We start from the raw sequence: 19,022 nt of genomic DNA on the forward strand, positions 1-19,022 counted from the left end.
CCACGACTCGATCTGCTCAACCGTCAGCGACTTCTCACACAGTCACACCAACGAGCCCCACCCCACACAGTCACACCACATGCGGTTGCAGTACTTGGTGCCGTCGGTGCACTAGTGGGTGTGGACGGCGCTGGCCGTGGTGGTGACGACGCTGCTGAACCTGTGGGGCGTGCGGACCGCTGCGGTGGCCGGCTTCGCGGTGCTGGCCATGGAACTCGTGGTGCTGCTGGTCTTCGTCGGGGCGGCGGTGTACGTGCTGGTCACGGAGGGGGCGCGGCGGGGCTGGAGCGAGCCGTTCACCGGCGAGGGCGGCTTCTCCCCCGTGGCGGTGCTCGCGGCGGTGTCGGTCGCGGTCCTGTCCTTCCTGGGCTTCGATGCGATCGCTTCGTTCGCGGAGGAGTCGGCGGGGAGCCCGTCGCGGGTGGCGCGGGCGGTGCTGACCTGTCTGGGGGTGGCGGGGGTGCTGTTCGCCGTGCAGACGTATCTCGCGGCGTTGCTGGCCCCGGTGTCCGCGGCCGGACTGGCGGCATGGCCGGGTGAGCAGGGCGGCGCCTTCTACGCGACGGCGGAGGCGGCCGTCGGACCGTGGCTGGGGCAGCTGGTGGCGGCCGGCAAGGCGGTCGGGGCCGCGTTCGCGGCGCTGGCGGGGCAGGCGGCGGCCGGGCGGCTGCTGTTCGCGATGGCCAGGGACCGGCGGCTGCCGGGGGCGATGGCCGAGGTGGACGCCCGCCGCGGGGTGCCGCGCCGGGCGCTGCTGACTTCGGCCGTGGTGACGCTGGTGGCGGCGGTGTGGGCGGCGCGCCGCGACGACGGGCTGGACCAGCTGTCGTCGATCGTGAACGTGGGGGCGCTGACCGCGTTCGGGCTGCTGCACGCCTCGGTGATCGGGTGGTTCCGCTTCCGGGCGCGGGAGCGGGCCGGGGTGCCGGGCGTGCTGCGGCACGTGGTGGTGCCGCTGCTGGGGCTCGCGGTGGTGGTCGCGGTGCTCGTGGCGGCGTCGCCGACGGCGCAGGTGGTGGGCGGGTGCTGGCTCGTGGTGGGGCTGGTCGCGCTGGCGGTGCAGTACGGGCGGCGTGCGCGGGCCGGAAGGGCGGCGGCCGAGGGCGCGGCGGGGACCGAAGGCGGACGGGGGACCGCGGGCGAGGCCGAGGGCGAGGGCGTGGCGGGGGACTGAGGGCGAGGGCGTGGCGGGGGACCACGGGCGAGGCCGAGGCGGGGGACTGAGGGCGAGGCGGCCGGCGCTGTCGGTGGCCGCCGCTACTCTCGCTCGTATGGCTGTCTCCACGTCCCCCGAAACGCCGATCCCGGTCGGCGAGGTGTCCCGGCTCATCGGCGGCTGGATCGACCGGCTCGGCGCGGTCTGGGTCGAGGGGCAGATCACCCAGCTCTCCCGCCGTCCGGGCGCCGGGGTGGTCTTCCTGACGCTGCGCGATCCGTCCTACGACATCTCGCTGCGGGTGACGTGCTACCGCCAGGTTTTCGACAAGGTCGCGGACGTGATCAGCGAGGGCGCCCGGGTGGTGGTGCACGCCAAACCGGAGTGGTACGCCCCGCGCGGTCAGCTGTCGCTGCGGGCCGCCGAGATCCGGCCGGTCGGGGTCGGTGAGCTGCTCGCGCGGCTGGAGCAGCTGAAGAAGTCGCTCGCGGCGGAGGGGCTGTTCGCGGCGGACCGCAAGAAGCCGCTGCCGTTCCTGCCGCAGCTGATCGGGCTGGTCTGCGGGCGGGCGAGCGCCGCGGAGCGGGACGTGCTGGAGAACGCCCGGCACCGCTGGCCGGCGGTCCGCTTCGAGGTGCGCAACGTACCCGTGCAGGGGGTGCATGCGGTGCCGCAGGTGATCGCGGCGGTGCAGGAGCTGGACGCGCTGCCCGAGGTGGACGTGATCATCGTGGCTCGCGGCGGCGGCAGCGTGGAGGACCTGCTGCCGTTCTCCGACGAACAGCTGGTCCGGGCGGTGGGCGCGGCGGTGACGCCGGTCGTCTCGGCGATCGGACACGAGCCGGACACCCCGCTGCTGGACCTGGTGGCCGATCTGCGCGCCTCGACGCCGACGGACGCGGCGAAGAAGGTGGTGCCGGACGTGGGCGAGGAGCTGGCCCGGGTGCAGCAGCTGCGGGAACGGGCGCTGCGCGCGGTCGAGGGCTTCCTGCAGCGGGAGGAGCGGGGGCTGGCGGCGGCGCTGCACCGGCCGTGCATAGAGCGTCCGCAGCGGATGGTGGAGGAGCGCGAGGAGCAGGTCACGGCCCTGATGGAGCGCGGCCGGCGGACACTGGGGCATCTGCTGGACCGGGCCGACTCGGAGCTGACGCACACCCTCGCGCGGGTGGTCGCGCTCTCCCCCAGGGCGACGCTGGAGCGCGGTTACGCGGTGCTCCAGAAGGCGGACGGCGCGGCGGTGCGCTCCCCGGGAGAGGTCGAGGCCGGCGAGGAGCTGCGGGCCCGGGTGTCCGCAGGTGAGTTCCGGGTGCGGGTGGACGGCGTCCAGGGCGCTGTCGGTGGCCCCGAATAGGGTGGGAGACATGGCGAAGGCGCAGGCGAAGACGGAGCGGGAGACGGACGGCGTGGCGGAGACGGAGCAGGGCCCGGCGGCCGGCGCGGACACCGGCGCGCGGACCGCGGGGAGCGCGGAGCCCGCCGCGGAGCCGCGTCCGGACGCCGCCGGAGCGGAGCCGGGCGCGCCCGGGGCGGCGGACGGGGTGCCCCCGGTGGAGTCCACGCTCGGCTACGAGCAGGCGCGGGACGAGCTGATCGAGGTCGTCCGCAGCCTGGAGGCGGGCGGTACGACGCTGGAGGAGTCGCTGGCGCTGTGGGAGCGCGGCGAGGCGCTGGCGAAGGTGTGCCGCCGCTGGCTGGACGGCGCCCGGGCCCGGTTGGACGCGGCGCTGGCGGAGGAGCGCTAGGCACGGCAGGCGCAGCAGGAGGCCGAACCGCCAGGCCGGCCGAGCCACGAGGCGCCAGGCCAGCCGAGCCACGAGGCCGGCCGAGACGGCGAGGCCGGCCAAGCCGCTGGCCGCACGTAGATCGGGCGTCACACAGATCAGGCGTCACACAGATCGGGCTTCAGGCAGATCAGGCGTCACGCAGCACGTCCCTTCACCCCAACCATGTGAACCGGCTCACAACACCCACGATTTAGTTGAACATTAATCTATCTGCTTTAGAGTGGAAAGCACGGAGAACCGTGCAGTATGTGGACTGCGGTATCCGCATCGTGGTACTCGCCGCCCCCGCGGCGGCTGCCGCAGACCGTTGAACACCGAGCTGACCACCGAGGTGCCCTTTTATGTCTCTCGCCCTTGACGCCGCCGCGCAGGACCTCCTGTTCCGCGAGGCCCAGACCGCCAACACGTTCACGGACGAGCCGGTGACGGACGAGCAGGTCCAGGCGATCTACGACCTGGTGAAGTTCGGCCCGACCGCCTTCAACCAGTCGCCGCTGCGGATAACCCTGGTCCGCTCCCCCGAGGCCCGGCAGCGCCTGGTCAACCACGCCATGGGTGCCAACGGCCCGAAGACCCTGACGGCGCCGCTGACCGCGATCCTCTCCGTCGACCTGAACTTCCACGAGAAGCTGCCGGAGCTCTTCCCGCACGCCCCCGGCATCAAGGACACCTTCTTCGCCGAGGCCGCCGTCCGCGAGGTCGCCGGCACCCAGAACGCCACCCTGCAGGCCGGCTACTTCATCGTCGGCGTCCGCGCCGCCGGCCTGGCCGCCGGCCCGATGACCGGCTTCGACTTCGCCGGCGTCGACAAGGAGTTCTTCGGCGACGGCAAGCAGAAGTCGTTCCTCGTCATCAACATCGGCAAGCCGGGCCCGGACGCCTTCTTCCCGCGCTCGCCGCGCCTGACCTTCGACGACGCCGTCAGCACCGTCTGAGGCCGTAACGGAAACCACGAAGGGGCCGCCGCACCCAGCCCGGGTGCGGCGGCCCCTTCGCGCGTCCCTGCACATCTCCGTGCCGGCCCGGCACGGCTCGGCGCCGCGTCGCGGTCAGCCCTTCTTCGCCACCAGCGCGGCCGCCAGGTCCGCCAGCCGCCCGTACGGCGCGGTGCCGGTGACAACGGTGGTCACGCCTTCCTCCTCGCGGACCAGCGCCCGGTACTTGTCGCCCTCGTAGCGGTCCCACTTCTTGCTGCCGACGGCCTGCTTGCCCTCGGTCCTGGTGGCGCCGAGCGTGACCTCCTGGATGAACTTCCGCGCCGGCGCGTCACTCTGCTCGACCGCCGCGTACTCCTCCTCCGGATCGAGCAGGCCCAGGTGCCAGGCGCCGCCCTTGCCGTCGTCGCTCGCCTTGTAGGAGACGGAGGTGGCGCGCCAGGTCTTGGGGAGGCCCTGGGGCGCGGCGACCGGATAGGGCGCCGCCCGCCGGGCGGTGATCAGCTCGACGCGGTAGTCGACCGCCTTCACCGCGCTCTTCGCCGCGTCCGCGCTCTCGTCGTGCGGGATGAAGATGTAGATCGCCCCGACCAGGACGCCGATCACTGCCAGCGACAGGACCATGTCCCGCACCGTCTGCCTGCCTCGCATACCTGCCACGCCCCTATGGTCCCCCATCCCGGCGCCGCGCCTGACAGGCCCCCCGGTGACGCCTGTCACCTGCGCAAACACCGCGCCGCACATCCCTCGGTCGGCCGCTCATGCGAAGGGCCCTCTGCTCATTTTGGCGACGTGCGGATACTGTGAACCTCTGGGGGAGACCCCCGCGCCCCCGCACAGCCACCCTCACTCCTCCACGGCCGTCGCCGTACAGAAAGGTGCGCTCGATGACCGAGCATCATCTCCCGTCCCAGCTTGAGGTCAGCCCCGAGGCCCCCGACCGCAACCTCGCCCTGGAACTCGTCCGGGTCACCGAGGCCGGTGCCATGGCGTCGGGCCGCTGGGTGGGGCGAGGTGACAAGAACGGCGCGGACGGCGCGGCGGTCAAGGCCATGCGCGCCCTGATCCACACGGTGTCCATGAACGGGGTCGTGGTCATCGGGGAGGGCGAGAAGGACCACGCCCCGATGCTGTACAACGGCGAACGCGTCGGGGACGGCACCGGCCCGGAGTGCGACGTGGCCGTGGACCCGGTGGACGGTACGACGCTGACCGCCAAGGGCATGGCCAACGCGGTCTCCGTGATGGCGGTCGCCGAACGCGGCTCGATGTTCGACCCGTCCGCGGTCTTCTACATGGACAAGCTCGCCACCGGCCCGGAGGCGGCGGACTTCGTCGACATCACCGCCCCGGTGGCGGTGAACATCAAGCGGATCGCCAAGGCGAAGAAGTCCGCGGTCGAGGACGTCACCGTGGTGATCCTGGACCGGCCGCGCCACGAGGGCCTGGTCAAGGAGGTCCGGGAGGCGGGCGCCCGGATCAAGTTCATCTCGGACGGCGACGTCGCCGGCGCGATCATGGCGGCGCGTGAGGGCACCGGCGTCGACCTGCTGCTGGGCATCGGCGGTACGCCCGAGGGCATCATCACCGCCTGTGCCATGAAGTGTCTGGGCGGTACGCTGCAGGCGAAGCTGTGGCCCAAGGACGACGAGGAGCGGCAGCGCGCCCTGGACGCCGGCCACGACCTGGACAAGGTCCTGGAGATCGACGACCTGGTCCGCGGCGACAACGTCTTCTTCGTCGCCACCGGCATCACCGACGGCGAGCTGCTGCGCGGCGTGCGCTACCGCGCCGAGACCGCCTACACCCAGTCTCTGGTGATGCGGTCCAAGTCCGGCACGATCCGGCAGATCGACTCCCAGCACCGGCTGTCGAAGCTGCGCGCGTACAGCTCGGTGGACTTCGAGCGCCCGAGCTGACGGCTCCCGCCGGAACGGCCGCGGACGCACTTCGCCCCCGCCGGAGAGGCTCCGGCGGGGGCGAAGTGGCCCATACGCGCGGTCGGTCAGCCGGCCGCGGGCATATGGGCCGCACGCTGCAGCTCGGACTCCCGGCGCCGGCGCCGGGTCAGCACGACCCTGCGCTCGGCCGCGGTGAGCCCGCCCCAGACGCCGTACGGCTCCGGCTGGAGCAGCGCATGCTCCCGGCACTCGACCATCACCGGGCAGCGGGCACAGACCCGCTTCGCGGCTTCTTCCCTGGCCAGCCGCGCGGCGGTCGGCTCCTTGGACGGGGCGAAGAACAGCCCGGCTTCGTCCCGGCGGCACACCGCCTCGGAATGCCAGGGACCGGCCTCGTCGCGCGCAGGCACTCGCGGGGACGGAACGACAGCGGCATCCTGCAGGGGCTGATGCGGTAGCAGCACGGTCTACTCCTGACGACGGCTTCGGCGAGAGAAATCACCCTTGCCCGTCTCGCTGCGCACGGCCTTTTTCCGCACCCCGCAGCCGTACGAGAGACGATGCACCAGCCCTACCCGCTGTGCGCACGCTTATGCACACCGTGGCGATCGTGCGGAAACGAGATCACGCGACAACGCGAAAAGTCGCACCGCACCCACGGGACGTCCGTACGCCAGCGGCCGTCGTCGCTACCTCCTGCGGAAGCGGTCCCGGCGCTCCTGCCGCTCCAGGCGCAGCCGTTCGTGCCGCTCGCGGTGCTCCTCGCGCAGCTGCCGGCGCAGCTCGCGGTGGTCCTCCCACAGCCGGTCACGCAGGTCGCGGATCAGCGCCCCGCGCTTGGGCCGGGCCTCCACGCTGCCCAGGACGGCATAGCCGGTGACCTGGATCTGCGGGGCGTCGCCGTCCTCCGCCTCATGGGTGTCGATCTCGAACGAGCCCAGGATTCCGGAGCCGCTGCTGCGCAGCGTGACGTTCTCCGGCACCCGTATCTCCACGCTCCCGAAGAGGGAGGTGACGGTGATCTGGACCTGCTGCTGCGGGAAGACCGCCTCGGTGAGGTCGATCTCGACGGAGCCGAAGACCGCGACGGCGTTGATCCGCGCCGGGACGTGCCAACGCCCCTTGCGGGTGGCGGCGCTGAAGATCGCGACGAGGTTCTGGTCCGGGGGCGGCGCTCCGGTGCCGTGCGCGGGCGCCGCGCCCGGCCCGGGCTGCGGGCGGCCGCCGGTCGCCGCCGGCAGGTCGCGGACCACCGGCTCCAGTTCGCCCAGGGTCTTGGCGCGGTAGACCGTGTCGATCCGCTCGGCGTGCTCCTCGGGATCGAGGCGGCCCTCGGCCAGCGCCTCGCGGAGTATCCCGGCGATCCGGTCGCGGTCCGCGTCGGACGCCCGGATGTCCGCCTCGGCCACGGGCGTGCCCGCTGGCCTGGTCGCGGCCTTGGTCAGGTCCACCGATTGCGGGGTCTCGGGGCCCACTCGTCCCCCGTTGTCTGCATCCACCACCCCAGCGTACCGAAACGCGATAGATCGCGACTAGGGATCGCGGCGGCGGACCGCACCTCGGCCGGACCGGCACCGGACCCGGAACCGGACCTGGACCCGGACCCGGAACCGGCCCTGGAACCGGAGCCTGCCGCCGACTGAGCCTTACCTCACAGCCGCGTCCGCGCGCCGGGGTTCTACGCTGTTGGGGCGCTGCCGTAGAAGCCAGCCAGACCCCTCCGAGTAAGGATTGACCGCGAGATGCCGGAATTCGCCTACACCGACCTGCTCCCCACCGGCGAGGACAAGACCCCCTACCGCCTCATCACGAAGGAAGGTGTCAGCACCTTCGAGGCAGACGGCCGGACGTTCCTCAAGGTCGAGCCGGAGGCGCTGCGCAAGCTGGCGGAAGCGGCGATCCACGACATCCAGCACTACCTGCGCCCGGAGCACCTCGGGCAGCTCCGGAAGATCATCGACGACCCCGAGGCCTCGGCCAACGACAAGTTCGTCGCCCTCGACCTGCTGAAGAACGCCAACATCGCGGCCGCCGGCGTGCTGCCCATGTGCCAGGACACCGGCACCGCGATCGTGATGGGCAAGCGCGGCCAGAACGTGCTCACCCAGGGCGGCGACGCCGAGGCGCTCTCCCGCGGCATCTACGACGCGTACACCCGGCTGAACCTGCGCTACTCGCAGATGGCCCCGCTGACCATGTGGGAGGAGAAGAACACCGGCTCCAACCTCCCGGCGCAGATCGAGCTGTACGCGACCGACGGCGACGCCTACAAGTTCCTCTTCATGGCCAAGGGCGGCGGCAGCGCCAACAAGTCGTTCCTCTACCAGGAGACCAAGGCGGTCCTCAACGAGGCCTCCATGATGAAGTTCCTGGAGCAGAAGATCCGCTCGCTCGGTACGGCCGCCTGCCCGCCGTACCACCTCGCGATCGTCGTCGGCGGCACCTCGGCCGAGTACGCCCTCAAGACCGCCAAGTACGCCTCCGCGCACTACCTGGACGAGCTGCCCGCCGAGGGCTCCCCCACGGGCCACGGCTTCCGCGACAAGGAGCTGGAGGAGAAGGTCTTCGAGCTGACGCAGAAGATCGGCATCGGCGCGCAGTTCGGCGGCAAGTACTTCTGCCACGACGTCCGTGTGGTCCGCCTCCCCCGCCACGGCGCCTCCTGCCCGGTCGCCATCGCGGTCTCCTGCTCGGCCGACCGCCAGGCCGTCGCCAAGATCACCGCCGAGGGCGTCTTCCTGGAGCAGCTGGAGACCGACCCGGCCCGCTTCCTGCCCGACACCACCGACGCCGAGCTCACCAAGGGTGCCGGCCCCGACCTCGACGCGGTCGCCATCGACCTCAACCGCCCGATGGACGAGGTCCTCGCCGAGCTGACCAAGCACCCGGTCAAGACCCGCCTCTCGCTCACCGGCACCCTGGTCGTCGCCCGCGACATCGCGCACGCCAAGATCAAGGAACGCCTGGACGCCGGCGAGGAGATGCCGGAGTACCTCAAGAACCACCCGGTCTACTACGCGGGCCCGGCCAAGACCCCCGAGGGCTACGCCTCCGGCTCGTTCGGCCCGACGACCGCGGGCCGGATGGACGCCTACGTCGAGCAGTTCCAGGCCGCCGGCGGCTCCAAGATCATGCTCGCCAAGGGCAACCGCTCCCAGCAGGTCACCGACGCCTGCGCCACGCACGGCGGCTTCTACCTCGGCTCCATCGGCGGCCCGGCCGCCCGCCTGGCCCAGGACTGCATCAAGAAGGTCGAGGTCCTCGAATACGAGGAACTCGGCATGGAGGCCGTCTGGAAGATCGAGGTCGAGGACTTCCCCGCCTTCATCGTCGTCGACGACAAGGGCAACGACTTCTTCACTTCGCGGGAACCTGAGCAGCCGACGTTCACCAGCATCCCGGTGCGCCAGGGCGCCTGACCGTACGGCCCTGACCGGCCCGCCGCACACCACCGCCCCGCCGAGCGAACTGCCGGCGGGGCGGAGTGCGTCGGGCCGGGAACAGATCCCCTCCGGCGGGCACTGTCATAGGTATGAGTGACACGAGTGCAGTGGGTGACGGTGGCGGGTTCCGGGTCGAGCACGACTCCATGGGCGAGGTGCGGGTGCCCGCGCACGCCAAGTGGCGGGCGCAGACGCAGCGGGCGGTGGAGAACTTCCCCGTGTCCGGGCAGCGGCTGGAGCGGGCGCACATCGAGGCGCTGGCGCGGATCAAGGGCGCGGCCGCCAAGGTGAACGCCGAGCTGGGCGTGCTGGAGAAGGACGTCGCGGAGGCCGTCCAGGAGGCGGCCGCGGCGGTCGCGGGGGGCGAGTGGGACGCGCACTTCCCCGTCGACGTGTTCCAGACGGGCTCCGGGACGTCGTCGAACATGAACACCAACGAGGTCATCGCCACGCTGGCGAGCGAGCGGCTGGGGCGGGACGTCCATCCGAACGACCACGTCAATGCGAGCCAGTCGTCGAACGACGTGTTCCCGTCGTCGATTCATATCGCGGCCACTTCTGCGGTGCTGAACGATCTGATTCCGGCGCTGGAGCATCTGGCGGCGGCGTTCGAGCGCAAGGCGGAGGAATTCGCGGACGTCGTGAAGTCGGGGCGGACGCATTTGATGGATGCCACGCCGGTGACGCTGGGCCAGGAATTCGGGGGATATGCCGCCCAGGTGCGGTACGGGGTGGAGCGGCTGCGGAGTGCGGTACCGCGGCTGGCGGAACTGCCGCTGGGCGGTACGGCCGTCGGGACGGGCATCAATACGCCGCCGGGATTCTCCGCCGCGGTGATCGCGGAAGTGGCCCGGGCGACCGGGCTGCCGCTGACCGAGGCGCGCAATCATTTCGAGGCGCAGGGCGCGCGGGACGGGATCGTCGAGACCAGCGGGCAGTTGCGGACGATCGCCGTCGGGCTGACGAAGATCGCCAATGACCTGCGGTGGATGGCCTCGGGGCCGCGTACCGGGCTCGCCGAGATCAACCTGCCGGATCTCCAGCCCGGTTCGTCGATCATGCCGGGGAAGGTCAATCCGGTGATTCCGGAGGCGGTGCTGATGGTCGCCGCACAGGTCACCGGAAATGACGCGACGGTGGCCGCGGCCGGCGCGGCCGGCAATTTCGAGCTCAATGTGATGCTCCCGGTGATCGCGCGGAACGTCCTCGAATCGATCCGGCTGCTCGGCAATGTGGCGCGGCTGCTGGCGGACCGTACGGTCGACGGCATCACGGCGAATGCGGAACGCGCCCGCGAGTACGCCGAATCATCGCCGTCCGTCGTCACCCCGCTCAACAAGTACCTCGGATACGAGGAGGCGGCGAAGGTGGCGAAGAAATCGCTCGCCGAGCGGAAGACGATCCGTCAGGTGGTCCTGGACGAGGGGTACGTGGAGCGCGGACTGCTCACCGAGGAGCAGCTGGACGAGGCGCTGGACGTGCTGCGCATGACCCGCCCGTGACCATGGCTCCACGACCGTGACCCCAGGGCCATGACCCGCCCGTAACACCGCAAGGAAGGTACGTTACCGCGCCCGTAACGCCCGCTGCGTCCCATGTCACGGTGGGCGTCATACGGCACCTCTAAAATCTGCCCATGACAGCGGACATGGTGGGCACGACGGAAGGCGAGGCGGCCGGCGGGCGCGGGGCGGCCGGTGTGCGGCAGGTGACGGCGGGCGGCGCGGCGGGCCGCTGGGCGCCGGGCGACCACATCCTGTGGCGCTACCGCGACAACGCCGACCCGGCGCGCTTCCACATCTGCCGGCCGATGACCGTCGTCCAGGACACCGATGACCTGCTGGCGGTGTGGATGGCGCCGGGCACCGCGTGCATCAAGCCGGTGCTGGCCGACGGCACACCGGTGCACCGCGAGCCGCTCGCCACCCGCTACACGAAACCGCGCCGGACCACCCGCGACCACTGGTTCGGCACCGGTGTGCTGAAGCTCGCGCGGCCGGGCGACCCCTGGTCGGTGTGGCTGTTCTGGGAGCACGGCTGGCAGTTCAAGAACTGGTACGTCAACCTGGAGCAGCCGCGCCGTCGTTGGTCAGGGGGAATTGACTCCGAGGACCATTTCCTCGACATCTGTGTCTATCCGGACCGGCACTGGGAGTGGCGGGACGAGGACGAATTCGCGCAGGCGCAGCGGGACGGGCTGATGACGGACGCCCGGGCGGCGGAGGTCCGGTCCGCCGGACGGGCCGCGATCGCACAGATCTCGGCCTGGCGCGGACCGTACTCGGACGGCTGGGAGGACTGGCGGCCCGACCCGGCCTGGGAGGTGCCCCGGCTCCCGGAGGACTGGGACCGCCCAGCGGATCGTTTGCAGTCGTGAGGGAGTGAAGTGAAACGGGGTACACGGAGTGAGAGTGAGGTGGAGGGCCCGTGGAAAGGTGCGCCTTTGGGCAATGCTGTTCCTCGCGGGGTGCGGAGCCGGTCCGAGCCCCCTTGCTGCGCCCTGGGTCTTCAAACGTAGGATCGTCCTCCGCAAGACTGCACAGGCGCAACTCCAGAACTGGAAAACGAACTTGACCGCGGTCGCAGGAGGGGCGAGGTCGTGAGCGCGATGAGCTACGACGAGTACGAGGGCCTGAACCGGTTAGCGCTGGACCGGGCCGGGCAGGCCGACGCCTTCGACGCGATCGGCGAGCGGTACAACGAGGCCTTTCCGCACAAGGAGGCCCAGGTGTCCTCGGGCGACTGGCTGGCCGGTGCACTGCCCACGGGCGCCCGCGTCCTGGACGTCGGGTCCGGTACGGGCCTGCCGACCGCACGTCAGCTCTCCCAGGCCGGGCACCGCGTGGTCGGTATCGATCTCTCCCCCTCCATGGTCAAACTGGCCCGGGACAACGCCCCGGGCGCCGAATTCCACCGGCTGGACATCGCCGATCTGCGGGGCGGCCGGCTCGGCGGCCCCGGCTCCTTCGACGGTGTCGCCGCTTATTTCTCGCTGTTGATGCTGCCCCGTGCGGAAATCCCTTACGCACTGGGCCTGCTGCATGATCTGCTACGTCCCGGTGGCCTGATGGCCCTGTCGATGGTCGAGGCGGACGTGGACGACTTCCCGATCCCGTTCCTGGGCAACACGATCCGGGTATCGGGTTACCTGCGGGACGACTTGCGCCGGGTCGTGCACGACGCGGGTTTCGACGTCGTCGGGGAGGACGCCTACGCCTACGCCCCGGCCAGCACGGACGTACCACCCGAGATCCAGCTCTTTCTGCACCTGCGACGCGCCTGAAACGCAGCGCGTCGGGCGCGTCCCGTACGGGCTGCGCGCCCGGAACGCGGCGCGTCGGACGCGCAGCCCCGGACGGATGGAATCCCACGCGTGACGGAGCATCCCACCTCCCACGAATCGCGGCGGTCGGCCCCGACCGCCGCGCCCTCGGCGTCCCCTGCGCGGGGGCCGGGCCGGACGCCGCCGCTGGGCGCCGTCCCGGACCCGCGCGGCGCCCTGCAGCAGCCCGCCGCGGCCGGCTTCGTCCCGGCGGGGCCGCCGGCCGGCCGGGCCGACGGCGAGCCGCCCGCGGACCATGGTGCGGCCCGGGACGGCGCGGCGATTCCGTACGGGGAGGCGTACGGGGACACCTTCGGCGGCGCGGGCGCGTACCGTGGCGCGGGCATTTACGGCGGCGCGAACGCCTATGGCGGCGCGGAGACTTACGGCGGCGACCCCTGTGGCGCCGACTCTTACGGGGAGGTGGCCATGCCGGCGAGCGGGCGGCCGGGCGGCGCACCGGACGGGGAGCGCGAGGCGGCCCCGGCGCGGCGGCGGGTGGCGCAGGGCGCGGTGGGCCGCGCGGGCACACCGGATCCGGGTGAGGAGCCGCACCGCGGGGAGCGTCCGCGGCCCGGCGGTGAGGGCATCGGGCGGCCGCGGGACGGCGGCGCCGGACGGTCCCGGCCGCGCGGCGGGGAGGCCGGCGGGACGGTGCCGGGCCGGGCGCCGGCCGGTGAGGCGACCGGTGCCCAGGTGCCGGCGCCGGCCGGGCCGCCGCCGGGGCCGCCACCGGCTCCGCTGCCGCCCGCCGGTCCGGCGCGTTCGGCGCATCCCGGTGAGAGCGGTGAGGTCGCGGCGGCCCGTCAGGCGGGCGGTGACCGGCTGCGGTTCATCGGGGCGGCGACCCGGCGGATCGCCCGCGGTATCGATCTCGACGAGATCGTGCTGGGGTTGTGCCGGGCGACGGTGCCGACCTTCGCCGACGCGATCCTGGTGTATCTGCGCGATCCGCTGCCGGTGGGCGACGAGCGGCCCACCGGGCCGGTGGTGCTGCGGCTGCGGCGTACCGACCGGATCCCGGAGGAGCCGGACACCAACGGCGGGCGGCTGCCGGTGCTGCCCGCGCAGCCCGATCTGGGCCCGGCGATGGGCGGCAGTGCCGCGGAGCTGGCCGAGGTGCGGCCCGGCGGTCCGCTGGCGGAGGTGCTGCGGGGCGTACGGCCGCTGTTCGGCGAGGCGCAGGCGGCCCGGACCGCGCTGCCCGAGCTGCTGGGTCCCGATCCGCGGTTGCCCGGCGGGCACCGGGTGATCCTGGCGCCGCTGCGCGGCCGGCGGCGGGTGATCGGTGCGGCGGTGTTCCTGCGCCGGCCCGACCGGCCGGCGTTCGAGCCGGACGACCTGCTGGTGGCGGCGCAGTTGGCGACGCACACCGCGCTGGGTGTGGACAAGGCGGTGCTGTACGGGCGGGAGGCGTACATCGCCGATGCGCTGCAGCGCACGATGCTGCCGGACTCGCTGCCGCAGCCGACCGGGGTGCGGCTGGCCAGCCGCTATCTGCCGGCCGCCGAGACGGCCCGGGTGGGCGGTGACTGGTACGACGCGATCCCGCTGCCGGGCAGCCGGGTGGCGCTGGTGGTCGGTGACGTCATGGGGCATTCGATGACCTCGGCGGCGATCATGGGCCAGCTGCGCACCACCGCGCAGACCCTGGCCGGGCTCGATCTGCCGCCGCAGGAGGTGCTGCACCACCTCGACGAGCAGGCCCAGCGGCTGGGTTCGGACCGCATGGCGACGTGCCTGTACGCGGTGTACGACCCGGTCGCGCACCGGATCACGATCGCCAACGCGGGCCATCCGCCGCCGCTGATGCTGCACCGCGGCGGGCGCGCGGAGGTGCTGCGGGTGCCGCCGGGTGCGCCGATCGGCGTCGGCGGGGTGGACTTCGAGGCGGTGGAGCTGGACGCCCCCGCGGGGGCCACGCTGGTGCTGTACACCGACGGTCTGGTGGAGTCGCGGATCCGGGACGTGTGGACGGGCATCGAGCAGCTGCGGGAGCGGCTGGCGGAGACGGCCCGGCTGACGGGTCCGCATCCGCCGCCGCTGGAGCCGCTGTGCGACGAGGTGCTGGACATGCTCGGGCCGGGCGACCGGGACGACGACATCGCGCTGCTGGCGGCCCGGTTCGACGGGATCGCGCCGAGCGATGTCGCGTACTGGTACCTGGATCCGAAGGCGCAGACCGCCGGGCAGGCCCGCCGGCTGGCCCGCCGGGCGCTGGCGCGCTGGGGTCTGGACGACCTCACCGATCAACTGGAGCTGCTGGTCAGTGAGGTGGTGACGAATGCGGTGCGGTACGCGGAGCGGCCGATCACGCTGCGGCTGCTGCGCACGGACGTGCTGCGCTGTGAGGTCGGGGACGACGTGCCGCAGCTGCCGCGGCTGCGGCAGGCCCGGCCGTCGGACGAGGGCGGGCGCGGGCTCTACCTCGTCAACCGGATGGCCCGGCGCTGGGGCGCGACCCGGCTGAGCATGGGCAAGGTGGTCTGGTTCGAGCTGAGCATGCCGCCGGGGACGCCGCGCCGCTGACCTCGGCCCGTACGGCGAACAGCGCGGCCCCCGCCGGTTCGGCGGGGGCCGCGCTGTGGTCGTTCCGGACGGCTGCCGGCGTCAGTTGAAGCCGGGCACGCTGTTGGCGCCCTTGGTGCCGCCGTTGCCGGTGCCGTCGGTGCCGCCGTCGGTGGTACCGCTGGTGGTGCCGCTGGTGTCACCGCCGTCCACACCGCCGTCCGGCGGGGAGGCCGAGTCGCTCGGGGTGGTCGGGCTGCTCGGGCGGCCGCTCGGGGTGTGCGACGGCCGGCCGGACGGGGACGACGGGGTGCCGCTGGGGGTGTTGCTCGGGGTGCCGGTCGGCGACGGGGTCGTCGACGGGGTGACGCTCGGCGACGGGGTGGTGGTCGGCGGGACCGCGGCGCCCATGTCCGTCTCCAGGTCGAAGTCGGCGCCGGTGTTGCCGCCGAGCGCGTTCTCGGTGTAGTCCGCCCACACCCGGGCCGGGTAGCCGCCGCCGTTGACCCGGCCGCCGCCACCGGTGCCCTTGAGGGTCACCTGGGCGCCGCCGTTGGGCGACTCGCCGAACATGCCGACGGCGGTGACCAGCTTGGGCGTGTAGCCCACGAACCAGGCCGACTTGTTGTCGTCGGAGGTACCGGTCTTGCCGGCCGCCTTGTAGGCGGTGTTCTTGACGGCCTCCGAGGCGGTGCCGTCGTTGACCACGCCGGTGAGGACGGAGGTCAGGGTGTCGGCGGTCTTGCGCTCCAGGACCTCCTGGCCGATCGGGTCCTTGAGCTTCAGCTCGTTCTCCACGCCGTCGACGCTGTGCACGGCCTTGGTGACCATCGTGGGGGTGACCTTGACGCCGTGGTTGTCGAGCGTGGCGTAGGCCCCGGCCATCTGGAGCGGGCTGGCGCCCATGGTGCCCAGGGTCATGGCCGGCTTGACGTCCATCTTGGAGCCGTCCATGCCGAGGCTGACCGCGGTCTTCTTCACGTTGTCCAGGCCGACGTCCGCGCCCATCTGCGCGAAGACCGCGTTGACGGAGTTGTTGGTGGCGGTCTGGACGGTGATCTTGTCGTAGTCGTGCTCGTCCTCGTTGGGCGGCGCGAAGGGGATGGTGCCGCCGACGACCGGACGGCGGTTGTGGCCGTCGTAGATCGTGTTCGGGGTGATCGGCACGTTGTCCTGGGTGACCGCGTGGTTCTCCATCGCCGAGGCGAGGATCAGCGGCTTGAAGGTGGAGGCCGGCTGGTAGTCGGAGCGGGTCGCGTTGTTGCGGTAGTGCTTCGGGTAGCCGGCACCGCCGTACATCGCGACGACGTGCCCGGTCTTGGGGTCCACGGAGGCGGCGCCGAGCTGGACGTCGCCGTCGACCTTGCGCTTCTCGGGGTTGAGGTCGGCGTTGAGCTTGCGCTGGACGGACTTCTCCAGCGCCTTCTGCTTCTTGGGGTCGATGCCGAGGGTGACGGTCCAGCCGCCGGCGTCGAACCGCTTCGGGTCGACGCCCTGGGCGAAGAGCTCCTGCTTGGCCGCTTCGAGGATGTAGGCCTTCTGGCCGGTCACACCGGGCATCGGCTTGGGCGGCTTGGGCTTCTCGAACTTCTGCCGGGCGCGCTCGTCGGACGAGAGCCAGTGCATCTCGACCATGTTGTTGAGCGTGTACGCCCAGCGCTGCTTGACCAGTTTCTGGCCGGTGGGGGTGGCGTTCTGCCAGTCGTACTGGCTCGGCGCCTGGAGCAGCGAGGCGAGGTAGGCGCCCTCCGAGACACTCAGCTTCTCGGCGTCCTTGCGGTAGTACGCCTGGGCGGCGGCCTGGATGCCGTAGGCGCCGCGGCCGTAGTAGCTGGTGTTGATGTAGCCCTCAAGGATCTGGCTCTTGGACATCTTGTCGTCCACCTTGAGGGAGATGACGATCTCCTGCAGCTTGCGGCTGACCGTCTGCTCGTCGCTGAGGTAGTAGTTCTTGACGTACTGCTGGGTGATCGTCGAGCCACCCTGCTTGCCGTGCCCCATCAGCGTGTTGAAGATGCCGCGGGCGGTACCCCACAGGTCGACGCCGGAGTCGTGGTAGAAGCTCTTGTTCTCCGCGGCGACGAAGGCGTGCTGCACCTTCCGGTCGATCCGACTGAGGCTGATCGCCTCGCGGTTGAGCTTGCCGCCGCGGGCGAAGACCTTGCCGTCGGCGTACTTGAAGACGTTGGCCTGCTTGCCTGCGTCCTCGTTGCCCTTGGCGGGAATGTCCACGTACAGGTACAGCCCGATGAAGGCGGCCATGCCCAGCAGGCACACTCCGAGGAAGGTCCCGAGGATCTTCTTCCAGGTGAAGAGCCGGCGTATGCCGGACTTCTTCTGCTCCGTTTTGGCCCGGCGGACGCTCCCCTGCCGCGCCCGTCTCGCTTCCGCTCGGCCCATCGCTTCGACAACTCCAGTCGTTCCGCCCCCAGCTAACTCAGCTGTTGAAGCTAACACCGCATCTGTCAACAAATACTCATCGATCAAGGCTTTTCCCGACGTGACAAAGAGCACCCGGCCGGACGGAACCAGGGGGTGGGTGTTCTGCGTCGCCCCGCCCCCACCTGCGCACTTGTCATAAATCGGGCTCGAAGCGGCCGCTGGACGACCGGGCCGCCCGTCCGTTAATCTGCTATCACTTTGCTAGACCAGCGACATCATCGAATGCGGCGGACATCACGTGCCGCATCGGGAGAAACGGGGACCTTCATGTCCGACCAGCCCACGGCCGACCGCCTCACCGGCCCCTCCTCCGGCCCGGGGGCGGCCCCCGGCGACGATCTCGCCGTGACCGCCCCCGAGATGCCCCGCCCGCAGATCCGCGAGGTCGCGGCGCACAGCATCCCGGGCGGACTCGCCCTGCTGCTGACCGTGCTCGGCGCGGCGCTGGGCGTCGGCGCGATCGCCGTCGGCGGCATCCTCGCCGACGGCGGCAACAAGGCGGCCGGCATACCGCTGATCCTCGCCGGCGGCGTGATCCTGCTCGGCTCCCTCTTCTGCATGACCGGCGTGAAGATGGTCGCCCCCGGCGAGGCCCGGATCATCCAGCTCTTCGGGCGGTACGCCGGCACCATCCGCACCGACGGTCTGCGCTGGGTCAACCCGCTGACCACCGCCCGCAGCATCTCCACCCGCGTGCGCAACCACGAGACCGCGGTACTGAAGGTCAACGACGCCTACGGCAACCCGATCGAGCTGGCCTCGGTCGTGGTCTGGCAGGTCGAGGACACCGCCCAGGCGCTGTTCGAGGTCGACGACTTCCTGGAGTTCGTCGCCACCCAGGCCGAGGCCGCGGTCCGGCACATCGCGATCGAGTACCCCTACGATGCCCACGACGAGGACGCCCTGTCGCTGCGCGGCAACGCCGAGGAGATCACCGAGAAGCTCGCCCTGGAGCTGACCGCGCGGGTCCAGGCGGCCGGCGTCCGGATCATCGAGGCCCGCTTCAGCCATCTCGCCTACGCTCCCGAGATCGCCTCGGCGATGCTCCAGCGCCAGCAGGCCGGCGCGATGGTCGCGGCCCGCCAGCACATCGTCGAGGGCGCGGTCGGCATGGTCGAGCAGGCACTGGCGAGGATCAGTGAGCAGGGCATCGTCGAACTGGACGAGGAACGGAAGGCCGCCATGGTCAGCAATCTGATGGTGGTGCTGTGCGGCGACCGGGCCGCCCAGCCGGTACTGAACACGGGCTCGCTGTACCAGTGAGTGCCGGGAAACCGGAGGAGTCCGGCGCCGAAGGCGGACGGGCCCCCGCGCGACGGCCGCAGCAGCGCAAGCAGGTGCTGCTGCGGCTGGACCCGTTGATCCATGACGCGCTGACCCGCTGGGCGGACGACGAACTGCGCAGCGCCAACGCGCAGATCGAGTTCCTGCTCCGCAAGGCGTTGTCCGAGGCGGGGCGGCTGCCCCGGGGCGCGGGGGCGATCCCGCGCCGGGGCCGCCCGCCGAAGAAGCCGGAGGGCGAGCAGTAGCG

15 protein-coding genes and 1 pseudogene are annotated in these 19,022 nt (G+C 71.7%); 12 read left to right on the top strand and 4 right to left on the bottom strand.

All coding sequences use genetic code 11. The annotated features are described in order from the left end of the window. Nucleotides 1–94: 94 nt before the first annotated feature. The 4 genes and pseudogenes from AB0G35_RS07740 to AB0G35_RS07755 form a co-directional block, all read left to right on the top strand. Nucleotides 95–1,174, top strand: a pseudogene (locus AB0G35_RS07740) (APC family permease); the annotation flags it as partial. A gap of 97 nt (nt 1,175–1,271) precedes the next feature. Further along, entirely contained in the window at nt 1,272–2,507 is a 1,236-nt protein-coding gene (gene xseA / locus AB0G35_RS07745; RefSeq protein WP_360945365.1) for an exodeoxyribonuclease VII large subunit, read from the top strand. A 187-nt stretch (nt 2,508–2,694) separates the two neighbouring features. Next, nucleotides 2,695–2,898 carry an exodeoxyribonuclease VII small subunit gene (locus AB0G35_RS07750; RefSeq protein WP_360946025.1) on the top strand — a complete coding sequence of 68 codons (204 nt, stop codon included), beginning with the start codon at nt 2,695–2,697 and terminating at the stop codon, nt 2,896–2,898. 383 nt (nt 2,899–3,281) lie between these two features. Continuing rightward, nucleotides 3,282–3,875 (top strand): malonic semialdehyde reductase, encoded by a 594-nt coding sequence (locus AB0G35_RS07755; protein WP_360945368.1) that lies wholly within the window; start codon nt 3,282–3,284, stop codon nt 3,873–3,875. Nucleotides 3,876–3,989: 114 nt separating this feature from the next. Here AB0G35_RS07755 and AB0G35_RS07760 read toward each other — a convergent pair whose 3' ends face one another. Continuing rightward, nucleotides 3,990–4,499 (bottom strand): DUF4245 domain-containing protein, encoded by a 510-nt coding sequence (locus AB0G35_RS07760; RefSeq protein ID WP_360946028.1) that lies wholly within the window; start codon nt 4,497–4,499, stop codon nt 3,990–3,992. Between the two features lie 263 nt (nt 4,500–4,762). On the opposite strand from AB0G35_RS07760, the gene glpX reads away from it, so the two are divergent. Further along, the gene (gene glpX, locus AB0G35_RS07765; protein WP_360945371.1) at nt 4,763–5,794 is read left to right on the top strand and encodes a class II fructose-bisphosphatase; all 1,032 of its coding nucleotides are present in this window, start codon (nt 4,763–4,765) and stop codon (nt 5,792–5,794) included. Nucleotides 5,795–5,880: 86 nt separating this feature from the next. Here glpX and AB0G35_RS07770 read toward each other — a convergent pair whose 3' ends face one another. Next, nucleotides 5,881–6,240, bottom strand: a complete 360-nt coding sequence (locus AB0G35_RS07770) for a WhiB family transcriptional regulator (RefSeq protein WP_261955911.1) — start codon at nt 6,238–6,240, stop codon at nt 5,881–5,883. 225 nt (nt 6,241–6,465) lie between these two features. Continuing rightward, nucleotides 6,466–7,227: a DUF1707 domain-containing protein gene (locus AB0G35_RS07775; RefSeq protein ID WP_360946031.1), complete on the bottom strand. Its 762-nt coding sequence runs from the start codon at nt 7,225–7,227 to the stop codon at nt 6,466–6,468. Between the two features lie 291 nt (nt 7,228–7,518). Between AB0G35_RS07775 and AB0G35_RS07780 the strand changes: the two genes are divergently transcribed. The 5 genes from AB0G35_RS07780 to AB0G35_RS07800 all read left to right on the top strand — a co-directional run bounded on the left by AB0G35_RS07780 (nt 7,519) and on the right by AB0G35_RS07800 (nt 15,070). After that, nucleotides 7,519–9,195: a fumarate hydratase gene (locus AB0G35_RS07780; RefSeq protein ID WP_360945374.1), complete on the top strand. Its 1,677-nt coding sequence runs from the start codon at nt 7,519–7,521 to the stop codon at nt 9,193–9,195. Between the two features lie 113 nt (nt 9,196–9,308). After that, the gene (locus AB0G35_RS07785) at nt 9,309–10,721 is read left to right on the top strand and encodes a class II fumarate hydratase (RefSeq protein WP_360945377.1); all 1,413 of its coding nucleotides are present in this window, start codon (nt 9,309–9,311) and stop codon (nt 10,719–10,721) included. 146 nt (nt 10,722–10,867) lie between these two features. After that, complete coding sequence (locus AB0G35_RS07790) at nt 10,868–11,596, top strand: DUF402 domain-containing protein (RefSeq protein ID WP_360946034.1); 729 nt, start codon at nt 10,868–10,870, stop codon at nt 11,594–11,596. 222 nt (nt 11,597–11,818) lie between these two features. After that, nucleotides 11,819–12,502, top strand: coding sequence for a class I SAM-dependent methyltransferase (locus AB0G35_RS07795; protein WP_360945380.1), 684 nt, complete (start codon nt 11,819–11,821; stop codon nt 12,500–12,502). 90 nt (nt 12,503–12,592) lie between these two features. Next, nucleotides 12,593–15,070 (top strand): SpoIIE family protein phosphatase, encoded by a 2,478-nt coding sequence (locus AB0G35_RS07800; RefSeq protein WP_360945383.1) that lies wholly within the window; start codon nt 12,593–12,595, stop codon nt 15,068–15,070. Between the two features lie 81 nt (nt 15,071–15,151). Here the strand turns inward: AB0G35_RS07800 and AB0G35_RS07805 are convergent, their stop codons facing one another. Continuing rightward, nucleotides 15,152–17,449 carry a transglycosylase domain-containing protein gene (locus AB0G35_RS07805; RefSeq protein ID WP_360945386.1) on the bottom strand — a complete coding sequence of 766 codons (2,298 nt, stop codon included), beginning with the start codon at nt 17,447–17,449 and terminating at the stop codon, nt 15,152–15,154. Between the two features lie 402 nt (nt 17,450–17,851). On the opposite strand from AB0G35_RS07805, the gene AB0G35_RS07810 reads away from it, so the two are divergent. Together AB0G35_RS07810 and AB0G35_RS07815 are read left to right on the top strand one after the other, a co-directional pair. Continuing rightward, on the top strand, nt 17,852–18,754 hold the full coding sequence (locus AB0G35_RS07810) for an SPFH domain-containing protein (RefSeq protein ID WP_360946037.1): 903 nt from the start codon (nt 17,852–17,854) through the stop codon (nt 18,752–18,754). Continuing rightward, nucleotides 18,751–19,020: a hypothetical protein gene (locus tag AB0G35_RS07815; RefSeq protein WP_360945390.1), complete on the top strand. Its 270-nt coding sequence runs from the start codon at nt 18,751–18,753 to the stop codon at nt 19,018–19,020. The genes AB0G35_RS07810 and AB0G35_RS07815 overlap by 4 nt, the downstream gene beginning before the upstream one ends. Nucleotides 19,021–19,022: the final 2 nt, after the last annotated feature.

It is taken from the genome of Streptomyces sp. NPDC021749 (assembly GCF_040640655.1).
Taxonomy (GTDB): domain Bacteria; phylum Actinomycetota; class Actinomycetes; order Streptomycetales; family Streptomycetaceae; genus Streptomyces.